This is a genomic window from Streptomyces sp. NPDC046716, from assembly GCF_040645755.1.
GTDB lineage: Bacteria > Actinomycetota > Actinomycetes > Streptomycetales > Streptomycetaceae > Streptomyces.
Genome location: NZ_JBEYYU010000006.1, coordinates 134,808 through 156,405, shown reverse-complemented (window position 1 = coordinate 156,405; position 21,598 = coordinate 134,808). Strand labels below are relative to the sequence as shown.

Annotated in this window: 19 protein-coding genes; 8 read left to right on the top strand and 11 right to left on the bottom strand. The window is 71.5% G+C overall.

What is annotated here, in order from left to right:
• Positions 1 to 69: 69 nt before the first annotated feature.
• Positions 70 to 1,386: an ABC transporter substrate-binding protein gene (locus ABZ930_RS06905; protein WP_361542662.1), complete on the bottom strand. Its 1,317-nt coding sequence runs from the start codon at positions 1,384 to 1,386 to the stop codon at positions 70 to 72.
• 270 nt (positions 1,387 to 1,656) lie between these two features.
• Here ABZ930_RS06905 and ABZ930_RS06900 point away from each other — a divergent pair, with 270 nt between their 5' ends.
• The gene (locus ABZ930_RS06900; protein WP_361542659.1) at positions 1,657 to 4,068 is read left to right on the top strand and encodes a glycoside hydrolase family 2 protein; all 2,412 of its coding nucleotides are present in this window, start codon (positions 1,657 to 1,659) and stop codon (positions 4,066 to 4,068) included.
• Positions 4,065 to 5,102, top strand: a complete 1,038-nt coding sequence (locus ABZ930_RS06895; protein WP_361542656.1) for a LacI family DNA-binding transcriptional regulator — start codon at positions 4,065 to 4,067, stop codon at positions 5,100 to 5,102. The genes ABZ930_RS06900 and ABZ930_RS06895 overlap by 4 nt, the downstream gene beginning before the upstream one ends.
• Positions 5,103 to 5,171: 69 nt before the next feature.
• On the opposite strand, the gene ABZ930_RS06890 is transcribed toward ABZ930_RS06895, so the two are convergent.
• Positions 5,172 to 6,191 carry a glycosyl hydrolase gene (locus ABZ930_RS06890; RefSeq protein WP_361542653.1) on the bottom strand — a complete coding sequence of 340 codons (1,020 nt, stop codon included), beginning with the start codon at positions 6,189 to 6,191 and terminating at the stop codon, positions 5,172 to 5,174.
• Positions 6,192 to 6,381: 190 nt separating this feature from the next.
• On the opposite strand from ABZ930_RS06890, the gene ABZ930_RS06885 reads away from it, so the two are divergent.
• Positions 6,382 to 7,410 carry a LacI family DNA-binding transcriptional regulator gene (locus ABZ930_RS06885; RefSeq protein ID WP_361542650.1) on the top strand — a complete coding sequence of 343 codons (1,029 nt, stop codon included), beginning with the start codon at positions 6,382 to 6,384 and terminating at the stop codon, positions 7,408 to 7,410.
• 198 nt (positions 7,411 to 7,608) lie between these two features.
• Here ABZ930_RS06885 and ABZ930_RS06880 read toward each other — a convergent pair whose 3' ends face one another.
• From ABZ930_RS06880 to ABZ930_RS06850, 7 genes are all read right to left on the bottom strand, one after another.
• Entirely contained in the window at positions 7,609 to 8,892 is a 1,284-nt protein-coding gene (locus tag ABZ930_RS06880; RefSeq protein ID WP_361542647.1) for an alpha/beta fold hydrolase, read from the bottom strand.
• A 53-nt stretch (positions 8,893 to 8,945) separates the two neighbouring features.
• Positions 8,946 to 10,013, bottom strand: coding sequence for a hypothetical protein (locus tag ABZ930_RS06875; protein ID WP_361542644.1), 1,068 nt, complete (start codon positions 10,011 to 10,013; stop codon positions 8,946 to 8,948).
• 55 nt (positions 10,014 to 10,068) lie between these two features.
• Complete coding sequence (locus ABZ930_RS06870; RefSeq protein WP_361542641.1) at positions 10,069 to 11,730, bottom strand: OPT/YSL family transporter; 1,662 nt, start codon at positions 11,728 to 11,730, stop codon at positions 10,069 to 10,071.
• Between the two features lie 142 nt (positions 11,731 to 11,872).
• Positions 11,873 to 12,712 carry an IclR family transcriptional regulator gene (locus ABZ930_RS06865; RefSeq protein WP_361542638.1) on the bottom strand — a complete coding sequence of 280 codons (840 nt, stop codon included), beginning with the start codon at positions 12,710 to 12,712 and terminating at the stop codon, positions 11,873 to 11,875.
• 192 nt (positions 12,713 to 12,904) lie between these two features.
• Positions 12,905 to 13,843: a zinc-binding dehydrogenase gene (locus ABZ930_RS06860; protein WP_361542635.1), complete on the bottom strand. Its 939-nt coding sequence runs from the start codon at positions 13,841 to 13,843 to the stop codon at positions 12,905 to 12,907.
• A gap of 91 nt (positions 13,844 to 13,934) precedes the next feature.
• Positions 13,935 to 14,342 carry a nuclear transport factor 2 family protein gene (locus tag ABZ930_RS06855; protein ID WP_361542632.1) on the bottom strand — a complete coding sequence of 136 codons (408 nt, stop codon included), beginning with the start codon at positions 14,340 to 14,342 and terminating at the stop codon, positions 13,935 to 13,937.
• A gap of 61 nt (positions 14,343 to 14,403) precedes the next feature.
• Positions 14,404 to 14,817 carry a nuclear transport factor 2 family protein gene (locus ABZ930_RS06850; protein ID WP_361542630.1) on the bottom strand — a complete coding sequence of 138 codons (414 nt, stop codon included), beginning with the start codon at positions 14,815 to 14,817 and terminating at the stop codon, positions 14,404 to 14,406.
• Between the two features lie 157 nt (positions 14,818 to 14,974).
• On the opposite strand from ABZ930_RS06850, the gene ABZ930_RS06845 reads away from it, so the two are divergent.
• Genes ABZ930_RS06845 through ABZ930_RS06835 form a run of 3 tightly spaced genes read left to right on the top strand, consistent with a single transcriptional unit; the run spans position 14,975 to position 17,762 of the window.
• The gene (locus ABZ930_RS06845) at positions 14,975 to 15,964 is read left to right on the top strand and encodes a LysR substrate-binding domain-containing protein (protein WP_361542627.1); all 990 of its coding nucleotides are present in this window, start codon (positions 14,975 to 14,977) and stop codon (positions 15,962 to 15,964) included.
• Between the two features lie 59 nt (positions 15,965 to 16,023).
• A complete protein-coding gene (locus ABZ930_RS06840) occupies positions 16,024 to 16,578 on the top strand; it encodes a sigma-70 family RNA polymerase sigma factor (protein WP_361542624.1) in 555 nt (184 codons plus the stop codon).
• Positions 16,575 to 17,762: a CU044_5270 family protein gene (locus ABZ930_RS06835; protein ID WP_361542621.1), complete on the top strand. Its 1,188-nt coding sequence runs from the start codon at positions 16,575 to 16,577 to the stop codon at positions 17,760 to 17,762. Before ABZ930_RS06840 ends, ABZ930_RS06835 begins: the two co-directional genes overlap by 4 nt.
• Before the next feature lie 111 nt (positions 17,763 to 17,873).
• Here the strand turns inward: ABZ930_RS06835 and ABZ930_RS06830 are convergent, their stop codons facing one another.
• Complete coding sequence (locus tag ABZ930_RS06830; RefSeq protein WP_361542618.1) at positions 17,874 to 18,083, bottom strand: hypothetical protein; 210 nt, start codon at positions 18,081 to 18,083, stop codon at positions 17,874 to 17,876.
• A gap of 351 nt (positions 18,084 to 18,434) precedes the next feature.
• On the bottom strand, positions 18,435 to 19,409 hold the full coding sequence (gene bla, locus ABZ930_RS06825) for a class A beta-lactamase (RefSeq protein ID WP_361542615.1): 975 nt from the start codon (positions 19,407 to 19,409) through the stop codon (positions 18,435 to 18,437).
• Positions 19,410 to 19,603: 194 nt separating this feature from the next.
• On the opposite strand from bla, the gene ABZ930_RS06820 reads away from it, so the two are divergent.
• Complete coding sequence (locus ABZ930_RS06820) at positions 19,604 to 20,551, top strand: LysR family transcriptional regulator (protein WP_361542612.1); 948 nt, start codon at positions 19,604 to 19,606, stop codon at positions 20,549 to 20,551.
• Positions 20,548 to 21,519 carry a serine hydrolase gene (locus tag ABZ930_RS06815; protein ID WP_361542609.1) on the top strand — a complete coding sequence of 324 codons (972 nt, stop codon included), beginning with the start codon at positions 20,548 to 20,550 and terminating at the stop codon, positions 21,517 to 21,519. The genes ABZ930_RS06820 and ABZ930_RS06815 overlap by 4 nt, the downstream gene beginning before the upstream one ends.
• The last annotated feature ends 79 nt before the right edge of the window (positions 21,520 to 21,598 follow it).

The following is a 21,598-nucleotide window of genomic DNA, read 5'->3' as shown; positions in this document are numbered from 1 at the left end:
AGCAACTGGCAGAACGGGGCCCGGCCCGGGCTGGACGGAGGGCTCGAGCCCCGTGCGCGTGCGCGGTTCTCAGTTCCCGGCGACCGCGGCCGCTTCGGCCCAGCGCTTGTCGAGTTCGGCGAAGTAGTCCTGGAGGGAGCCCTTCTGGGCGCCGCGGGCGATGTCGATCAGCTTCTGCCGGTAGTCCGGCTTCGACAGCCCGATCTCGGCGGCGTCGTCGACCGCGTTGACCTGCTCCGTCTTGGCCTCGGAGCGTTCGATGAGCTTGACATCGTTGTCCTCGAAGGGCTTGAGGACGTCGGGGAAGCTGATGGAGGTGAGCGCCGAGACGCCGCCCTCCTTGGCGGCGAAGCCGGACTTCTCGGTGAACCAGTCGATCCAGGCGCGGGCCGCCGGCTTGTGGTCCGAGTGCGTGTTCACGGCCAGCTGGTAGTCGGAGACCAGCGTGGCGCAGAAATGACCGTCCTTCTGCGCCGGGAACGGCATGAAGCCGATGTCGTCCGGGTCGGCGCCGGCCTTCGACGCGGCGCCGCGCATCTGGTTGACCGCCCAGGAGCCGAGCATCATGCTGCTGATCTTCCCCTTGGCCAACTGGGTCTTGGAGTCCTCCCAGTTGGTGGTCGTGGGGTCCTTCTCCGCCAGCTTGTCGTGGACGATGTCGTACAGGAGGGTGTCGACGACGTTCAGCTCACTGCCCGACTGCCACGGCTTGTCGGCCGAGCCCAGCGCGTCCCACGCGTCACCGTCGCAGGTGGCCGAGCCGATGTTGTTGCTCCAGGCGCCGCTGAGGGGCCAGCCGTCCTTGAAGTTGGTGTAGTACGTGGCGCCGGTCTTGTCCTTGACCCGCTTCAGGTCGTCGAGGAACTCCCTCGGGCTGGTGGGCCAGTCCTCGATGCCGGCCTTCTTCCAGACGGCCTTGTTGTAGACGAAGCCGTTGGCGGTACCGAAGTTGGCTATCCCGTACGTCTTCCCCTTGACGTCGGTCTTGCCGGTGAAGCGGTAGGTCTTCGCCATGTCCTTGGTGTCGCCGAGCGGGGCGAAGAACTCCGGGTAGTCGCCCTTGGCGATCGCGCCGGGGATCAGCAGGACGTCACCGTAGTTCTCGGTGTTCATCCGGATCTTCACCTCCCCCTCGTAGTCGGTGATGCCCTGGAACTTGACGTCGACCTTGGGGTACGTCTTCTTGAACTCGGCCGCGTACTTCTTCATCGTGCCGTCCTGCACGAGGTCGGTGCGGTTGGTGAGCACGGTGATCGTGCCCGACACCTTGGCGGGGTCGGAGGGAGAGTCGGCCGCCTCCCCCGAGGAGCTCCCTCCGCCGCCGCACCCCGCGACGGTCAGCAGTGCGGCGGCCAGCGCCATCGCGCTCAGCGGCTTCGTCCTCATGTGCCCAACTCCTTCCAAGGGTCACGGCTCAGGCCCAGCGGGCTGACGGCACTATGTCAGCCATCTATGAACCGGTAAAGCCTCGATTTCCGGCGCGATACCCAATCGTTACCCCGCTCCGGGGAGGGCTGTTGCAGGCAAGCACGTCACCAGGCCTGATGAGTGCGAGCCGTTTCGCCCAGTGATGACTAGACCGGTTTATGAACAGGGGTTAGGTTGGCGGACGTCTCATACGAACCGGGCCCGCGTCCGTCCGATTGGAGTCGCCCTATGAAGGCCACCGCCCAGCTCAGCGAGGGATGGAGTCTCGAGCACGAGGGGACGCGCATCGCCGCCCAGGTCCCCGGCTGCGTCCATGCCGACCTGCTCGCCGCCGACCTGATCCCGGACCCGTTCATCGGACGGAACGAGCAGTACATCGCCTGGGTGGGCCGCCGCGCCTGGACCTACAGCCGCGACCTGTCGGCCGAGCAGACCTCCGAAGCCGCCTTCGAACGCACGGACCTGGTCTTCGAAGGCCTGGACACCGTGGCCCATGTCGACCTGGAAGGCCGGGAGTTGGGCCGCACCCGCAACATGCACCGCGCCTACCGCTTCGACGTCACCGGCCGCTCCGGCGCCCTGAGCGTCACCTTCGACTCCGCCTACGAGGAGGCGGCCGCCGTCAAGGCGCTGACGGGGGGGCGGCCCAACGCCTATCCCGAGCCGTTCCAGTACATCCGCAAGATGGCGTGCAGCTTCGGCTGGGACTGGGGCCCGACCGTCGTCACCGCCGGCATGTGGCGGCCGGTCCGCCTCGAACGCTGGTCGACCGCCCGCATCGCCCAGGTCCGCCCCCTGGTCACCGTCGACGGAACCCGCGGACGTGTGGAGCTCCGCGTCGACCTCGAACGCACCACCACCGGCGCCGGGCGTCGCCTCGCCGCGCACGCCACGGTCGCCGGGACCACGGCGACCGCCGAGACCGACGGCGACACCGTCACCCTCGTCATCGAGGTCCCGGACGTGCAGCTGTGGTGGCCGCGCGGCCACGGTGAACAGCCGCTCTATGAAGTCGAGTTGACGCTCACCGCCGACGGGGAGCAGCTCGACACCTGGCAGCGGCGCGTCGGCTTCCGCACGATCGAGATCGACCGCGCCGCCGACGAGCAGGGCTCGGGCTTCACCTTCGTCGTCAACGGCGTTCGGATCTTCGTACGTGGCGTGAACTGGATCCCCGACGACGTGCTGCCCTCCCGCATCACCCCGGAGCGCTACCGAACCCGCCTCGAACAGACCGCCGCCGCCCACGTCGACCTGGTCCGCGTGTGGGGCGGCGGCATCTACGAGGACGAGGCCTTCTACGACACCTGCGACGAACTCGGCCTGATGGTCTGGCAGGACTTCCTCTTCGCCTGCGCCGCCTACCCCGAGGAGCAGCCGCTGCGCGGCGAGGTCGAGGCCGAGGCCCGCGACAACGTCGTACGCCTCATGCCGCATGCCAGCCTCGTGGTCTGGAACGGCAACAACGAGAACCTGTGGGGCTTCCGCGACTGGGAGTGGGAGGACGCACTCGCGGGGGACTCCTGGGGCGAGGGCTACTACCTCGGCCTCCTGCCCCGCGTCGTCGCCGAACTCGACCCCACCCGCCCCTACCTCGCGGGCAGCCCCTGGTCCGGCACCTGGGACCACCACCCCAACGACCCCGACCACGGCACCCACCACTCGTGGGAGGTGTGGAACCGGCAGGACTTCACCGAGTACCGCGCCGACGTGCCGCGCTTCGTCTCCGAGTTCGGCTGGCAGGCGCCTCCGGCCCTGGCCACCCTGCGCCGCGCCCTGCCCGGCGAGGATCTCGCGCCCGACTCGCCCGGCATGCTCCACCACCAGAAGGCCGAGGACGGCAACGGCAAGCTGAACCGCGGAGTCGCCCGCCACTTCGCCCTGCCCGAGGGCGACTTCGACCGCTGGCACTACCTCACCCAGGTCGTCCAGGCCCGCGCCGTCGCCACCGGCATCGAGCACTGGCGCGCCAACTGGCCGCGCTGCGCCGGCACGATCGTCTGGCAGATCAACGACTGCTGGCCGGTCAGCTCCTGGGCCGCGATCGACGGCGACGGCCGCCTCAAACCCCTCTACCACGAGCTGCGCCGCCTCTACGCCGACCGCATGCTCACCGTGCAGCCCGGCCCCGAAGGCCCCGAACTCGTCCTGTCCAACCAGGGCGCCACCCCGTGGAGCTGCGACGTGACGCTGCGCCTGATGCGCGCCGACGGCACCCGCGCCGCACACGTCCGCCTGGGACTGACCGCCGGGGCGCGGGAGACCGTACGGCTGCCCGTCCCGCCGGAGGTGACCCCGGCCACGGGCTCCGCCAAGGAGTACCTCGTCGCCGACGCCGACGACCTGCGCGCGCTGCACTTCGAGACCCGCGACAAGGACTTCGACTACCCGGATCCCCGATTCGACATCGCCGTCGAGACCGTCGGCCAGGAGCGGGATACAGTCGACGTCGTGGTAACCGCCCAGACTCTCGTACGCGACCTGCTCCTGCAGGCCGACCGCATCGCACCGGACGCCCGGGCCGAGCGTGGCCTGATCACCCTGCTGCCCGGTGAGTCCACCCGCATCCGTGTGCACGGCACGCGGGGCGCCGGCGCCAACACCGTCAGGGCCGCACTCTTCTGCGTGGAACCCGCGTGAGCGCACCCACGCAGCGCGTCACCATCAAGGACGTCGCGGCCGCCGCCGGAGTCTCCAAGGGCGCGGTCTCGATCGCGTTCAACCACAAACCGGGTCTGTCCGAGGCGACCCGGGAGCGGATCTTCGCGGTGGCCAGGGAGATGGGCTGGGCCCCGAACTCGTCCGCCCGCAGTCTGTCCCGACAGCACACGGACACGGTCGGCCTGGCGATCTGCCGGCCCGCCCGGCTCCTCGGCCTCGAACCGTTCTACATGGAGTTCATCTCCGGCATCGAGAGCGTCCTCGCCGAGCGCTCGTGCTCCCTGCTGCTCCGCCTGGTCAGCAGCAGGGAGGAAGAGATCGAGCTCCAGCAGAGGTGGTGGCGCGAGCGGCAGGTCGGCGGTTCCGTCCTCGTCGACTTCGACCAGGACGATCCCCGCATCGGACCACTCAAGGAGCTCGGTATGCCGGCGGTCGCCGTCGGGCATCCCGATCTGACCGGCGGCATCCCGTCCGTGTGGACCGACGACGCCACGGCCATGGGCGAGGCCGTCCGCTACCTGGCCGCCCTCGGCCACCGCAGGATCGGCAGAGTCGGCGGACCCGAGGCCCTGGGCCACAGCGCCATCCGCGAGCAAGCGTTCCGGGCGACCCTGGAGTCCCTGGGGCTCGACGGCACGCTGCAAGTGGCGTCCGGCTTCGCGGGGGAGGAAGGCGCGCGGGCCACCCGCTCGCTGCTGCTGCGCGCGGAGCGGCCCACCGCCATCGTCTACGACAACGACATCATGGCGGTGGCCGGTCTCGGCGTGGCGGCGGAGATGGGGGTGTCCGTGCCGGACGAGCTGTCGCTGTTGGCCTGGGACGACTCGCAGCTGTGCCGCCTCACGCACCCGACCCTGTCGGCGATGAGTCACGACGTGCACGGCTTCGGCGCCGACGTCACCCGTGTGCTGTTCGACCTCATCGAGGGCAGGACCATCACCTCCCACCCGGTGCCCATGCCGTCCCTCACACCCCGCGCCTCGACGGCTGCGCCTCGGCCGCGGCGCGACTGACCGGACGCGCACATGTGTGTGGCCCGTCCGCTGAGGACGGGCCACACACATGTGCGCCGGGCCGGGGTGTTACAGCTTCACCTCACCCTGATTGAGGACGCGTGGGTGGAAGTAGCCGGCCTGGAGCTCGGCGTTGGTGTTGTTCCCCCGCAGCTGCTCCGACCACATCATGAAGTAGGCCCAGCGGGTCTGGCCGTCGAGGAGCGAGGCGTTGGGGATCTTGCCCATCTCGGCGAGGGCGATCGGCTTGCCCGCCGCGATGGACTGCATCTGCGAGTAGTCGGACGAGCTGGGGAAGTTCTTGTACCAGACGTCGAGGGACACGACGTCCACGTAGCTCGCACCCGGGTAGTAGTCCGACCAGCCGCCCGCCGGGTTGTCCTGGACGTTCCACACCCAGATCAGGTTGTCCAGGCCCTTGCCGACGAGGTAGTCGTGGGTGATCTTGTAGAGCTTCGCGCTGCCGTTGGCGCCGGGACGGTGGCCCCACCAGTTCCAGGTCTCGTTCATCTCGTGCAGTGGACGGAAGAGGACGGGCACGCCCGCGCTCTTCAGTTGCTGGAGGTAGGGGACCGCCTCGTCGAGACGGCGCTTCCACGCGGTGTTCAGCGACGTCCCGTCGGTGACGATCTGGTTGAACTGGGTATCGCTGACGCTCGACTTGACACCGCCCTCGAAGGCGCAGGAGCTGCCCATGGTCGGCGGGCAGACGTGCCAGGTCAGCGCCACGAGCGAGCCGTTGTTCCACTCGGTCTTCGCCTGGTCGATCACGCGCTGGCGGTTGGCCACGTCGGCGGCGTTGAACATCAGGTCGCCGCCCCACAGGCCCGGGTACTGGCCGGTGACGTCCTTGACCTGCTGGGTGTACTGGCCGGGATTGGCGGCCGGCTCCTTGTTGTGCTGACCGGACACGATGTTCGAGCCGCTGATGGACTTCAGGTAGTCGATCACCTGCTGACGCGAGCGGCCGGGGAAGGCCTGCGCTTCGGGAGCGAGCGTGACGGCCACGAGAGCGGAGACGAGGAAGGCGACGAGCAGCGCGAGACCGCGGGCCCGCGTCAGCGGTTGTCTGGGCATGGCTGTGCTCATGGGGACGGGTTCCCTTTCCTCGGGAGGAGTGGATGAGGACCGTTCTGGCGGGACACTTTGCAGACCCTCGACATCGTTGTCTAGAAGTTGAGCAAGTTAAGTAAAGGGCCAGTTATGTAAGGGCTTTCCGCGAATTCTGTGCGACAGAACAGGAAACTGTTCAGCTCAACCGGTCTATGGTGAAGCGGCCATGAACGACCGACGGGTGACCATCAAGGACATCGCGGCCCGCGCCGGGGTCTCCCGGGCCGCCGTCTCATTGGCCTTCGGTGACAAGCCCGGCGTGTCCGACGCGACACGGGCCCGCATCCTCGAGACCGCCCGGACCATGGGCTGGAACCCGAACCGCTCGGTCACGGCGCGCAACCGGCAGGAGACGGGCACGATCGGACTCGTCATCCGGCGGCCCGCGCGCCAACTCGGCCTGGAACCCTTCTACATGGAGTTCGTCTCCGGTCTGGAGAGCGTCGTCCCCGACCACTGCGGCGCCGTTCTTCTGCGTCTGGTGAAGACCCTGGACGAGGAGATCGACCTGCAGAGCCACTGGTGGCGGACCCGGCAGATCGCGGGCTCGGTCCTGGTCGACTTCCGCGAACACGATCCGCGCGGGCCCGTCCTGGCACGGCTCGGGATCCCGGCCGTCGCGGTCGCGCACCCGGCGCTGGCACGGCCGTTCACCTCGCTGTGGACCGACGACGCCACGGCGGTCGGCGAAGCGGTGCGCTACCTGGCGGCGTTGGGGCACCGCGCCGTCGCCCGGGTGGGCGGCGCACCGGAGCTGGGGCACAGCGTCATCCGCCGCGCCGCGTTCACCAGAACCATGGCCGAACTCGGGCTCGGCCCCGGGCAGCAGCTCGACACGGACTTCTCCGGCGCGTCGGGCGCCAGGGCCACCCGCTCGCTGCTGACCGCCGCTCGCCGCCCCACCGCGATCATCTACGACAACGACGTGATGGCGGTCGCGGGCCTTTCGGTCGCCGCCGAGATGGGCCTGCGCGTCCCCGCCGACCTCTCCTTGCTGGCCTGGGACGATTCCCAGCTCTGCCGCCTCACGCACCCCGCACTCTCCGCGATGAGCCACGACGTCCACGCCATCGGGGCCGAGGCCGCCCGCACGCTCTACGCCCTCGTCCGAGGCGAACGCGTCACGGGGCACCCGGTGCAGACACCGACACTCACTCCGCGCGGCTCGACGGCCGCGCCCTCCTCGGGCACCTAGGGCCTGTCTTCGCACTCCCCTCGTCGCCCGGAGGGTGGCCCCGCGGCGTCTGGTGCGTGCTCTCAGGGGGTCCCCCCGGCCGAAGGCTGGGGGAGTGCCGGGGGCAAGGCCTCGTACTGGACGTACTCGGCCTTGTGCCCGGTGCGGCGAGAGCGCGTGCCAGGCGTCGCGGGGCAGAGGGGAGTTTGAAGACAGGCCCTAGGACAGCGTCAGCAGGTGGTCCAGCACGCCGGCGTCGGCCTTCACTCCGTCGTGGAGATGGGTTTCCGAGACCCAGGGGCGCAGGTTGCGGATCAAGGACGCGGTGGTCAGAGCCTGGTCGTGGTCGACGAACATGTCCTGGCGGTAGACCGCCGCGGCGGCCGGGACCTGATTGGCCGACAGGCGGTCCAGGTCGTAGAGGGCGGGCCAGTCCGTGCGGTGGGCGAGGGTGGCCGCCGTCGCCTTCAGGGGGGCGAGCGCCGGGTCCTCGTCGAACATCCAGGGGTACATCATCTCGCCGGTGAAGTGCAGCGGACCGGCGCCCGCCGCGTCGAACTCCGGGAACTCGTCCCGGATCCGGTGCGCCGACCAGGCCGTGGCCCGGCCGCCCTGGGCGTAGATCGCCTCGTGCAGGACCGCGTACAGGGGGCGCGGCGCCAGGGAGACCACGGCGTCGACGCCGCGCAGGAAGGGGTCGGAGAGCACGGGCCCGTGCACTCCCGGCACGAAGGCGCACTCCAGGAGGTAGTGCAGGGTGTCGAAGCCGGACGACGTGCCGAAGGTGATGCCCAGGGTCTGGAAACGGCGGACCGACAAGCGTTCGCCGGAAGGCATCCGGACGTCGTGGTCGGCGAGGTGCGCGGCGACCCGCTCGGCCAGGGCCCGGTCGGCGGGATACCGGTCGAAGTAGCGGGTGTTGGCCGTGACGGTGCGCCGGTACGCGGCGCGGTACACGTCGTCGGCGTGGGCCGTGAGGGTCGGCAGGCCGCCCGTGATCAGGGCCCGGGAGAGCCCCTCCGGAGCCAGGCTGAGATAGGTGAGCGCCGTGAAACCGCCGAAGCTCTGGCCGAGAACCGTCCAGGGGCGGTCGCCCTGGAGCCGGCGACGCACCAGTTCGGCGTCGCGGACGATGGAGTCGGCCCGGAAGTGGGTGAGGTACGTCGCCGCGTCGGGGTGCCCCGCGAGCGTGGTGCGGTCGGCGGGCGTCGAGCGGCCGGTGCCGCGCTGGTCGAGGAGGACGACGCGGAAGTCCTTCAGGGCGCGGCGCAGCCAGGCGCCCGCCGCGTTGGGGCGTTCCGCGCGCCCGCCCGGCCCGCCCTGGAGCCAGAGCAGCCGCGGCAGTTCACGGCCCGCCGTGCCCTCGACGGCCTCGGCGACGACCTCGCGGGCGAAGACGGAGATGCTCGGCCCGTCGGGGCGGGCGTGGTCGAGCGGTACGTCGAGGGTGTGGTCGGTGCAGACGAGGCCGCTGTGGCGGTACGTGATCTGGTCGTCGGTCAAGTCCGGCTCCTTGGGCGGGCGGGCGGGCGGTCGGGGCGGGGGTGCCGCGTCGGTCAGTAGCCGGCGACGCCCAGCTCACGGCAGATCGTCACCAGGTCGGGGTGGACGTACACGCCGTCCTTCTCGATGCACTCGCCGTCGAGGTAGATCGACGGGCCGAGGATCGAGCCGTCGGTGTGGGCGGCGGACACCCACGGCTCGCCGCCGATCCAGGCGCCCTTGGTGCCGATGCCCAGCTCGACGCAGCCGAAGACGCGCTCGTCCTCGACGATACGGCCGGTGGGCGCGGGCACTCCCGGGTTGAAACCGAGCGACCAGTGGGCGACGCGGTACATGTTCGGGTCGCCCCAGGACTCCATCCAGCGGCGGAAGATCTCCGCGTCCTGGCCCTCGCCGTCGATCTTCGTGACGACGCCCTTCTCGACGGTGCAGCGCACGGGGGTGCGCAGCAGGCCGAGCTGGTCCGGCGGCCACAGGGCGCCGTCGAAGACGAGGACGCCGTCCTGGGTCTCCTCCAGGGGGTTCCAGGAGATCTGGCCGGAGAGCATCACGGTCTCGCCGGGCTTCTCGGCGGGCTTGCCGCGCAGGTTGATGGGGCGGTCGCCGTTGCGTCCGGTGATGTCGGTGCCGTTGGCGGAGGTGATGCGCACCTCGTCGGCCTGCTCCAGGAGGTGGACCAGCGCCTTGCCGAGCCGGATGACGCCGTCGAAGTCGGGGCGGCCGACGGTCGCGACGAGCATGTGCACGTCCATGGCGGTCAGGTTGGTGTAGCGGCAGCCGTTGGCCATGGCCCGGCGGAACGCGTCGGAGTGCATCACGTAGGAGACGGCGAACTCGATCCACACGTCGGCGTCGGCGATGGCGCCCGCGACGGGGCGCGGCGGCTCCATCGACGAGCTGGGCATGGTCTCGGACCAGACGACGACGGGGTGCGCCCCGGCGGCGGCGACGGCCTGCGCGGTGGCGTCGACGACGCGGCGGTCGCTGCTGGTGTCGCCGGTGAGGACGACGTGCTCGCCGGGCTTGACGAGCATGACCTGCTCGACCAGCTTGCGGGCGGCGAGGGCGAGTTCGAAGCTCAGGTACTCGGCGCGGGGTTCGAGCCGGCTGAACATCTCCATGGGGATCTGTCTCCTTGTGGTGGTGCGTGTGGGAGAAGGTGGTTCGGGGGGCGGGTCAGCTCGCCTTGATGATCTGGGCGGAGTCGCCCAGAGAGCTGCCCGCGATGAGGCCGGCGCCGACCAGGTTCAGCTCCTCGTCGGCGCGCGGGCCGCGCCACTTGCGGTAGCCGACGCGCACGGCGAGCGCGGCGAGGACCATCCAGCAGGCGTTCGGGGTGAGGATCAGCAGGCCGGTGGCGAGCATGACGCCCATCTGCCGACGGGTGCCGCCGATCAGCTGGATCAGGGCGCCGGGGACGGCCCAGATGAGCAGGGTGCGCAGGACGCCGGGTTCGCCCAGGCCGTTCTTGACGGTGTCGGCGTAGACCTTGGCCACGGGCGGGATGAGGCCCTGCTTGAAGTACGACTGCCAGAGCACGGCGACGACGGCGAGCGCGGCGGCGAAGCCGATGAGGGCGGCGCGGAACTGCTCGCGGCGGCCCTCGCGCTCGTACGGGTCCCAGGGCCGGTGGTCGCGGCGCAGCAGCCATCCGGCCTTGAGGTCGTAGCCCATGTCGGCGAAGGCGGGGCCGGTGGCCGACACATAGCCGACGAGCAGCGCCAGCGGCACCGAGGGGATGCCGATGAGCAGGCCCAGGACCAGGAAGATCAGGGTGACGGCGAAGGACGGGAACCAGCCCGACTGCATCGCGGCGAGGCCGACGATCAGCTCGTGCACGAGGGCGGCGAACGCGGCGAACAGCACCCAGCCGAGCAGGCCCAGCGGGCTCATGTCGCCGATCAGACCGCCGAGGACGGCGAGCAGGACGGCGCCTGCGACGAAGAGGGCGTAGCCGCGCACGAGGGAGCGGCGCAGGGCCTTCTCGTCGACCGTGTACGCGGTCGTCTCGTCCCGCTCCGCCGGGATGGGCTGCTCCTTCTGCGCCGGGCGTCGGCGGACGAGCATGACGACGGCCTGGCCGAGGGCGACGACGCCCGCGCCGACCATCACGCCGTGCGGCACGTATCCGGCGCCGAGGTCGGTGTGGAACAGGTCGGGGCTGAACTCGCGCAGTCCGAGACCCACGCCGAACATCAGCAGGGCCCAGACGTTGCCGAGGAAGGCGACGCCGGCGGCGGACAGCGGCAGGCTGAAGAGGGTGCCGCCGAGGCCGACGAGGGTGCCCGCGCCGAGGACGAGGGCCCGCTTGCCGCCCTTGTCGCCGGCCTTGATGGTCTCCGCCGCGGCCTGCCCGGGCGGCCAGGCCGCGTCCGCGGGCAGCAGCCGGGAGCCGAAGGAGCGGTACAGCACCCAGGTGTCGATGAGCAGGCCCGCGAAGGAGCCGATGAGCATCGGCCACACCAGGTCCTTGCGCCCGAAGACGTACGGCACCGCGATCGAGGTGAGCAGGGCGTTGGCGGAGGCGAAGGTGGCGGCGGAGATGGCGCTCTGGGCGAGGTTCTGCCGGTGCACCGAGCGCATCGAGCGCAGCCCGGCGAGCGGGATGCGGCCGATGAGCATGGCGATCAGGGCGCCGACGACCGAGGTGTTGGCGGAGATGCCGAGCTTGGCGACGAGGTCCGCGCCGATGACGGCTCCGACGACGGAGAGCACGGCGAGAACGACGAACACGACGGGTTCGGTGACCCTCGGGTGACCGGCGCCGGATGAGGTGACGCCGGGTCCGGAGTCGGCGGGCGGCGGCGTGGTGGCCGACGGCGAGGTGTGGTGCGACACGGGGACACCCCTTGGTGGGTGGGCCCGCCCCGGAAGAGGGGACAGGGCGGGACTTTTCGGGCAGGCAGCGGTAAGCCGCGTACTCCGGTGCGGGTCACGTCGTACGGGCGTGCGGTCCGGCGGCCGGTGCCGCCGGGCCGGGTCAGGAGCCGAAGGCGGCCGTGGCCTCCTCGGCTCCGGACCGGACGAGTTCGGTGATGCGGTCGGCGGCGCGGGTGACGCGGTGCGCGGGGCCGATGACGGTGAGCGAGGCGGCGACGGTGCCGGCCTGGAACACCGGGGCGGACACGGCGGCGACGGCTTCGTCGTACTCGCCGTGGCTGACGCTGTGTCCCTGGGCGCGCACGTCGGCGTACCGGGCCAGGAGTGCGTCGAGGTCGGTGACGGTGTGGTCGTTGAAGCGCTGGAGCGGGGTGGCTCCGAACAGCCGCCGGAGCTCCGCCTCGGGGTAGTGGGCGAAGATGGCGTGGCCAGAGGCGCCGGCGTGGCCGGGCATCACGGCGCCGACGATCGCGGTGTAGCGGACCGGACCGGTGCCGTCGACGGCGGCGGCGCAGCGGTATCCGGCGCCCTGCGGCACGTTGAGGACGACGCTCTCGCCGGTGTCGCGCAGGAGCCCCGCGAGGATCGGCCGGACCAGCGACGGCAGCACCCCGCTGTGCTCCCCGGCGCGGGCCAGCCGGGAGACGGCGGGGCCGAGCCGATAGCGACGGGTGGTGGTGTCGCAGGTCAGGAAGGAGCGGGAGGCGAGGGTGGTGAGGATGCGCTGGGCGACCGCCTTGTCCCAGCCGTGCCGGCGCGCCATCTCGCTGACGCCCCATTCGGGGCGCCGCTCGGTGAACGACAGCAGGGCGAGCAGGGCGCGGTCGGCGCCCTGAAGGACGCCGGGCTGCGGAGGGGCGAGCGCGTCGGCCTCGTCGGGCCGGTCCGCCTGGTGGGCGGTCTCGTCGGCGGTGACGCCGTTCACCTGCGCTTCTGGCATCGCCTCGCTCCTCTCCGTCGCCTGCGTCCGGTGCGCTGAGCGCAACGCCGTTGCGCTCAGCGGCGAGAACTATGAGTTCAGTGGGGCGGGGGTGTCAAGGGTGTTCTTCGGCACGTCGGGGTGGCTGGGTGACGGCCCCGGACCTCCCGCGCCGACGGGGCCGCCGTGCGGGTCCGGGGCCGAACCGCCTCGTCAGCCGACGGTGAGGACGGCATTGCCTCGGATCCTGCGGCCGCGCAGTCCGGCGATGACGTCAGCGGTGCGGGTCCAGTCGCGCACGGTGCCGATCTCGGGGTGCAGGCGCCCGCCGGCGACGAGGCGGACCAGGGCGGCCAGGTCCTGCCCGTACGTCGCGTCCGACGCCGTGTAGTCGAAGTGCGCGATCCGGGCCTGGTTGGGGCCCTCGAAGAAGCTGAAGAAGTCCAGGGTGACGGGGGCGCGGCCCGCCTGGCCGAACCAGACCAGGAGGCCGCCGGGGGCGAGGGCTGCCAGCGCGGTGGACAGGCTGTCCCCGCCGACCGACTCCAGCACCACGTCGTACGGGCCGGACACGTCCGCCACCGAGGTGACCAGCTCGGCAGCGCCCAGTTGCATGAGCTTCGCGCCGCGTTCGGCGGTGGCGCTGACCGCGGTGAGCCGTGCGCCACCGGCGGCGGCCAGTTCGGTGACGTAGTGGCCGACTCCGCCGCTGGCGCCGGTGAGCAGCACCGTGCGGCCGGCGAGCGGTCCGGCGGCGCGCAGCAGCCGCAGGGCGGTGATCCCCGCCAGGGGAAGGGCGGCGGCGGTCACGGCGTCGACGCTGTCGGGCAGTTCGGTCAGGCTGTGGGTGGGGACGGCGACGCGTTCGGCCCAGCCGTACGCGGGCGGGTGGGCGACAACCCGGGCGCCGTCGGCCGGTCCGGAGCCGTCGGCCGCGGGCCGCAGCACGGTGCCGGCGACATCCTTGCCCGGTCGCCAGCCGGCCCGGCGGCGATCGAGGCCGCCCTCGAGCTGGAGGGTCTCGCCGCGGTTGACGGAGAACGCCTCGACCTCGATCACCGCCTCGTCGTCGGCGGGTTGCGGCTCGGCGGCCTCGCCGAGCACGACAGGTTCGTCGGTGTCGGCGGGTGAGCCGGGCAGTATCGCTTTCACGGACTCTGACTCCTTCCCTCTGTCTCTCCTGTCTCTCCTCTTGCCGTTGCGGCGGTGGGCAAGGTGGGGCAGGGCGTCGGCACGTGTGGCCTCAGGCGACCAGGGCGCGCTCCCAGTGCTGGGTGTCCGCGTACTCGCGCATGTTGGTGATCTTTCCGTCGCGGACGGTGAAGACGCCGATGTTGTTCTCGCGATAGGGGCGGCCGGTCCTGCCCGTGGCCCAGGAGTCCCACTCGACGAGGACCTGCTCGCCGGCGCCGAAGAAGTTCGTGACCTTGATTCCGATCTCCTTCGTCGGGTCGAGGTGGGCGAAGGCGGTGGCCAGGAAACCGTTGATCACCTGGTCGCGCCCCTGCCACGTGCCCGAGATCGGCAGGTCGCCGCCGTACCAGCAACTGCCTTCCTCGGCCCAGGTGTTGAAGACGGTTTCCTGGTCGTCGGCGGCCAGCGCCTCGAAGTAGCGCAGGACGACGGCAGTGGGGTCGGTGTTCGTGGTCATGGTTCTCTCCTCGTTCGCTTGGACGGGATGACGTGCGATCGCGGTGTGGCGTGCGGGCGTTTCAGGCGAAGACGACCGTCTTGGCGTGCTGGGTGTCGAAGTGCTCGCGGACGGCCGCGATCCTGCCGTCGCGGACGGTGAACACCGCGAGGCAGTGCTGGTCGTAGCGGCCGCCGGCCTTGGCCTGTGCGCGGGAGTTCCACTCGGCGAGCACCCGCTCGCCGTCCGCGATGAGCCCGTCGAAGGTGAACTCCATCGTCTCCGGCTCCAGTCGGGCCACCATCGCCGGAACAAACTCGTCCAGGATCTCCGTGGGCCCGGTCCAGGTGCCGGAGAGCGGCAGGTCTCCGGCCAGCGTCCAGGTCGACTCCGCGGTGAAGAACGTCCGCAGCGCCGCGAGGTCCCCGGCCATCAGCGTGTCCATGTAGGCCTGGACGACATCCCTGCTGGACTGGGGCAGTTGCTGCTCGTTCATGGTGTGTCCCTCGTCCCCTGCCGTGGTCGTTCCGGGTGTTCGTCCCGATGTCCTGAACGGTAGGGAGAGACCGCCCGAGAAGGGAAAGACCTCTTTCCGCTCGACTCAGAACGGGGCGGCATAAGTGCAGGCCAAGGTCGTCCGTAGGATGCGCCGCATGGCCGATCTCCGTCGCTTGCGCTACTTCCTCGCCGTCGCCGAGGAGTTGAACTTCACCCGCGCGGCCGCGCGGCTGCTCATGGCCCAGCCCGCTCTCAGCCGCCACATACGCGAACTGGAGAAGGAGTTGGGGGTGCGGCTGCTGGAGCGCACCACCCGGTCCACCTCACTCACCGAGGCCGGCCTGCTCCTGCAGGAGCGCGGGCGGGTGCTGTGCGCCGACGCCGACCGGCTGTGGCGCGATGTACGGGGCTTCGCAGCCGGCGCCGAGGGGGTTCTCGCCTTCGGCTACAGCGCCAGTACCGGCTACGAGACCGCCCCCGTGCTCCTGGAGTCGCTCGCCGACGCACACCCCGGCATCACCGTCACCACCCACCTGATGTCCAGCGCCGAGGTCGTCTCCGGCGTCGCCGACGGCACCCTCGACGCGGGACTGGTGCGCTGCCCGCCGCCCACGCCCCAACTTGTGCGCACCCTGGCCCGGTTGGAGCCGCAGGGCGTACTCATGCACGCGGCGCACCCCCTCGCGGACCACGAGACGATCGACGCCGCCGAACTCGCCGACGAGACCGTGCTCATCCATACCCGCCAGGCCAACCCCGGCCACTACGAGGCGATCACCGCCATCTTCGACGGCGCCGGCATCGCCCCCACCCTGCGCCTGCGCCAGGCGTTCGACGCCGGACACGGCCCGGTGACGCAGGGCCGTGCGGTCTCCGTGGTCGGCGCCTCGACCCTCTCGGGGCTGCCCGAGGGCCTGGTCTGGCGCCCGCTCACCCCTGCCACCGGGATCGAGATCCACCTGCTCACCCGCGGCGACACCCACCGGCCCGCACTCCCCCACCTGCTGCGCACCACCGTCGACACCGCCCGCGCCCACGGCTGGCTGCGCCTCGGCTCCACTGCTTCAGGTCCGGGTGAACGGCATTCGGCCGGCGGCCGGCCTCGCACGTCACACCTTTCCGAGGAATGTGACTGCGCCCTGTAAGAAGTGGGCGGCCGCGCGCATTCCTCTGCGTAAGGACAGACACGAGGGGACGGCGGCGCGTGACAGAAGCCCAACGCTTTCGGGAGATGTACGAGGAGTGCTATCCGCGCGTCCTCGCCTATGCCACCGGTCTGGTGGGCCGTCAGGTGGGCGAGGACATCACCAGCGAGACCTTCACGGTCGCCTGGCGGCGGGTGCGGGACGTTCCGCGGCCCGCACTGCCCTGGCTGCTCGGGGTGGCGCGCAATCTGGTGCGCGAACTGCGCCGCCGGGACAGCCGCCAGTACGCGGTGGCCGCCGAGGAGGCCCGGCGGATCGGGCGGGGCGGCGGGGCGGACACCGGTGACGTCGCGGCGGACGTGACCGACCGGGAGGCGGCGCTGCAGGCCCTGGCGGGCCTGTCCGACGCCGACCGGGAACTGCTGACGCTGCTCGCCTGGCACGGGCTGACCCCGAAGCAGGCCGCACACGTCATGGGCTGCGCCACGGCGACGCTCACCGTCCGGCTGCACCGGGCCAGGCGCCGCCTGGAGAAGGCGCTGCAGACGACATCCGTGGCGTCGCCGGACGCGCGCCCTGCCCACCTCGGTGACCACAAAGGAGCACTCACGTGAAGACGAGCAATGACCCCTCCGGGCGGCCCGACGCCCTGCGGTCCCTCGCGGCCGCGCGGCCCGACGCACTGGACCCGGCCCGCCTCGCCGGTTCGCCCCGGCAGCGCGAGGATCTGGCCCGCATCCTCTCCGAGGTCACGGACCGGGGCTCCGCGCGGTCGCCGCGCGGCCGTCGGGTGCTGAAGCCGCTCGGCGCGGTCGCCGCCCTCACCGCCGTCGCCGCGACCGCGGTGGTCGTGACGAGCCTCGACGGAGAGTCCCCGGCCGGGCGGCCCGAAGCCGGGCCGCACTCCTCCGCGACCACCGTGACCGACGCCCGCCTCGTGCTTCTCAGCGCCGCCACGAAGGCGGAGGCCGCGCCCTCGGAGGGCACGTACTGGCAGACCGAGACGCGCTCGGAGAGCGTGGACGTCGCCGGGAAGGACGGGCATCTCTTCGCCGTTCGCGACACCTCGTCGTCCCGGTGGTCGGTGGGCGTGCGCAAGGGGACGGACAGTCTGCTGGTCTCCGGCCTGAACTCCACCGTCGCGCCCCGTACGGCGGCGGACGAGGCACGCTGGCGTGACGCCGGATCGCCCACCACCGTCGAGGTCGCGGCGGGGAAGGGCGCCCACCGGGCCTACCGGCTGGGCACCGGGCACCCGACGGTCGACCGGACCGCCGTCGGCGACAAGATCTACGCACTCGGCCCGCGCAACGTCACCTACAGGGAACTGCGCCAATTGCCCACCGGTACCGCCGCGTTGCGTCGGCTCCTGGAGCGGCTGCACATCCAGGACGACACCGCCGGGCAGGGCGCCGAACGCTCGGCGTGGCTGCTGCGCGTCGCGGCCGACCTCGTCACCATGCCGGTGGAGCCGGGCGTCCGGGCCGCCGCGTACCGGGTGATGGCGGATCTGCCCGGCGTGCGGCTGAGCGACGACGTCAGCGATCCGCTGGGGCGCGAGGGCGTCGGCGTCACCTTCCCCGGAACGGATCGCACTCCGCTGGGCAGCGTGCGGGAGCGCCTCGTCGTCGACCCGTCCACCGGTGCGCTGCTCGCCGACGAGACCCTGCTCACCGAGCCGTCGGCCAGGGCCAGGGAGGCCGGACTGAAGGCGGGCACGGCCGTCAACTACTTCGCCACCACCAAGGCGACCTGGTCCGAGGAGCAGATCACGGTGCCGGAGAACGCGCGGCGCTGAACCGGACCGCTGTTCCGGGTGGGCTCCCGTGGGGGCCCACCCGGTATGTGTTCGAACGACGCGGGCAGACGGGGATCGTGTCCCTGGGCCCGGACCCCGCTCAGGGACACATCACTTCAGCGCGCAGACGACACCCACGGCGATGGTGCCGGCTGCGGCGCCGAGCATGACCAGGCGTGCGAGGCCTTCGAGGTCGCGCGGCTCGTCGTGGTCCAGCGGGCACGCGCACAAGCCGTCGGCGCAGTGCGGGGCGTCCAGCCAGTACGCGTCCGTGAGGCGCGCGTAGTCCCGGTGCGAGAAACGGTTCAGCTCGTCGTCCATGCCAAGTCCAACCTGTCCGGGCGGATCACGGCACGGGCGGTCAACGCCCCGCTCGTGGAGTCATGCATCCGTGGATCCGCGGCTCACATGGTGAACACGGCGGCCCGGCCCACCACGGTCGGGCCGCCGTGCGGCACCGGGTCCGACCCCGAGGGGATGTGAACGCCGGACCGATGCCGAGCCCGCGGCCGGCTGTGCACCACCCCGCCGTCCCCGGCGGTGAACCGCGCGCTCTCGCCGGATCAACCGGTACGGCGCCCAAGGGGTTCTTGGATGCACTCCTTACGGCTGTAAATCAGGCTCGCATGTTGACGTTCGCCCGAACGGATCGCGCCATGTCGCTCCGCGCTGTCAGCGCTCCGTACCGAGTGCGGTGACCGCGGCTTTCGCCGCGTCAGCCAGGAGCTTGTCGTCGGCCTTTCCGTCCTTCGCGCCGTCGCGGTAGGTCAGGATCGCCATCACCAGCGGCTTGCGGCCGGGGGGCCAGATCACCGCGATGTCGTCGCGCGCCCCGAAGTACGAACCGGTGCCGGTCTTGTCGCCGACGGTCCAGCCCTTCGGCACTCCGGCACGGATCGTCGTGTCCCCGGTGGTGTTGGTCCGCAGCCAGGTGGTCAGCTGACGCCGCTCGGCCCGGGGCAGGGTGTCGTCGAGGACCAGGTCGCGCAGGTCGGACGCCATCTGACGGGGTGTCGAGGTGTCGTGCCGCTCCCCCGGACTCCAGCGGCTCAGGAAGGGCTCGATGCGGTCGGTGCGGGTGATGTCGTCGCCGAGTTCCTTCTTGAGGAACGCGCCCAGACGGCCGGGGCCGCCGATGTCCTCGAACAGGACGTTGGCCGCGGTGTTGTCGCTGTAGCGGACGGCGGCGTCGCACAGCGCGCGCAGACTCATGCCGGTGTCCACGTGCTTCTCGCTGACGGGCGAGTTCTCGATGACGTCGGCGCGGTCGTAGCGCAGTACGCGGTCCATGCCGTCGCTGCCGTTCTTCTTCAGGACGGCGGCGGCCAGGAAGGACTTGACGGTCGAGTTGTAGGAGAAGCGCCGCTTGTCGTTCCAGGTGACTTCGCGCCCGGTGCCGGTGTCGACGGCGTAGAGGCCGAGGTGCGCGCCGTAGCCGCGCTCCAGACGGGCGAACGCGTCCTTCGCGGAGGCGTTCCCGGAGGCGCTTCCCGAGCGGTCGGCGGCGGCCGTCGTGGCGGTGGCCGCTCCGGTGCGGCCGTCCTGCCCGCAGCCCGTCGCGGACAGGACGGCCAGAACGGCACAGGCGGCCAGAACGGCACGGCCGGCACCGGCGGATCGGCGACGGCTCGGTCGGTGGTGCTGCATCGGTCGAGTCCCTTCGACGGGCCCCGGCCGCGGAACGTGGAGGATCCCGGGCGCAGGGTACGGACGGCCGGACACCCGAACGGGCTCCGGACGGGGCATCGGTGACGCCCCGTCGCCCACCCTCGCGGGTCGGACGGTACGGCGGCCAATACCTTCGTCCGGGTTTCCATGCCGGATCTGCATAGAGTGGCCGGGTGGATCTGCTCGGAGCATGTCGCGCCTTCGTCAGCGTCAGTGATCACAACGGGTTCACCGACGGCGCGGCGGCCGCCGGTGTCTCCCAGCCGGTCGTCAGTCGCCGGGTCGCCGCACTCGAAGAACTCCTCGGGGCGCGGCTGTTCGAGCGGACGGTGCGGCGCGCCGTCCTGACCTCCTTCGGCCGCGAGATGCTGCCGCACGCCCGCCGGCTCGTCGAGGACGCGGACGGTCTCCTGCACGAGGCGGCGGCCGCGCACCGCAGACCCTGGCGGCTGGCCGTGCCGGACATCTGCACGACGAGCGGTCTCGCCCGCCTGATCGCCGATGCCCGCGGACTCGGGATCGCCCTGGAACCGCGTACCGAACCACCGGCCCGGCGCGCCGAGCTGCTGCTCGCGGGACGGGTCCAGGCCGCGCTGCTCGCGGTGCCCGCGGCCGAGGCGGTGTGGCCGGTCCCGCTCGGCCTGGCCGCCGCCGAGGATCCCGGCGAGGGGTACCTCCATGTGGAGACGCTGCGCCTGGGGCGTACCGAGCGCGGTCCGGCCCGCCGGATCTGGCTGCAGCCGGAGGACGACGTCCCGCACGTCCGGGATCCGCTGGCCCGGCTGCGCGACGCGGTCGGGCTGCGGCCCGCGCAGCTGGCACGGGCGCAGGACCTGACCACGGCGGCGGCCGAGGTGCACGCGGCACCCGATCTCCTGCTGTGCTCCGTCGCCCAGGCCCGCGCACTGGGTCTGTACTGGCGTCCGATGGGGGAGTTCACACCGCTCCGCGGCTATGTACTGCGCACGGCGGCGCACGTCTCTCCCCCACCGGCCCTGACGCGGCTGGGTGTGCGGCTCGGCCACTGCCTCGGCGCCGACACCGCCGGCGAAGACGCGGACCACCCGGACCTCGTACCCGCCCCGGGAACAGACCCGGCCACCGAAGGAGTCGGCGCATGACCACCGAAGCTCTCCTGCGCACGCTGCGCGAGGAGCTGGCCGACGGCGGGCTGCGCGCCAGCCTCCTCGTCCGCGACCTCGGCACGGGTGACGAGATCGGCATCGACCCGGACGTGCCGCTGCCGTCCGCCTCCCTGGTGAAGCTGCCGCTGGCGCTGGCCACGGCGGACCGGATCAGGCGCGGGGAGCTGGACGGAGCGCACCCCGTCGAGGTCGCGCCGGGACGGATCACCACGCCGGGACCGACCGGTCTGAGCCGCTTTCGGCACCCGGCCCGCGTCGCCCTCGACGATCTCCTCTATCTGAGTACGTGCCTGAGCGACGGCAGGGCGGCCGACGCCCTGTTCGATCTCACCCCTCCGGACGTGGTCACGGCGCAGCTGCGCGCCTGGGAACTCACGGGGATCACCGTGCGGCACCGCACCGAGGAGCTGACCGAGACACCGCAGGAACATCTCGGACCCGGCCAGGCGCATCTCGCGCACGCGCTGGCGATCGGGGCGAGCACGGCGGGCCGCGGTCATCGCGTCCCGCAGCTCGACACCAGCCGGGCCAACACCGGTACCGCCCGCGCCTGGGCCGATCTGCTGGCGGCGCTGTGGCTGCCGTCGGCGGTGCCGGATGCCACGGCCGACCGGGTGCGGGAGCTGATGGGGCACAATCTGATCCGGCACCGCCTCGCTCCGGACTTCAGTTCGGACGCGACCGTCTGGTCCTCCAAGACCGGCACGCTGCTCAATCTGCGGCACGAGGCGGGGGTCGTCGAGCACGAGGACGGGCAGCGCTTCGCCGTCGTGGTGCTCACCGAGTCCCTGGTCCCGGCCGGTGTCCAGCCCGGCGCCGAGGCGCTGATGGGGCGGGCCGCGCGGGCCCTGCGCGACCACCTGCGACGGCGGGCCCGCGTCGCCGCGAACGGGCTTCCCGGACGGCCCGCCACCGCCCCAAAGGAAGGCCGATGGACCCCATAACCAACACTTATGAGGTCATAGAAAGGACCCGCCTATCAACTAAGGCTTGCCTTACTTTAAGATTCTCTTCGAGCACCAC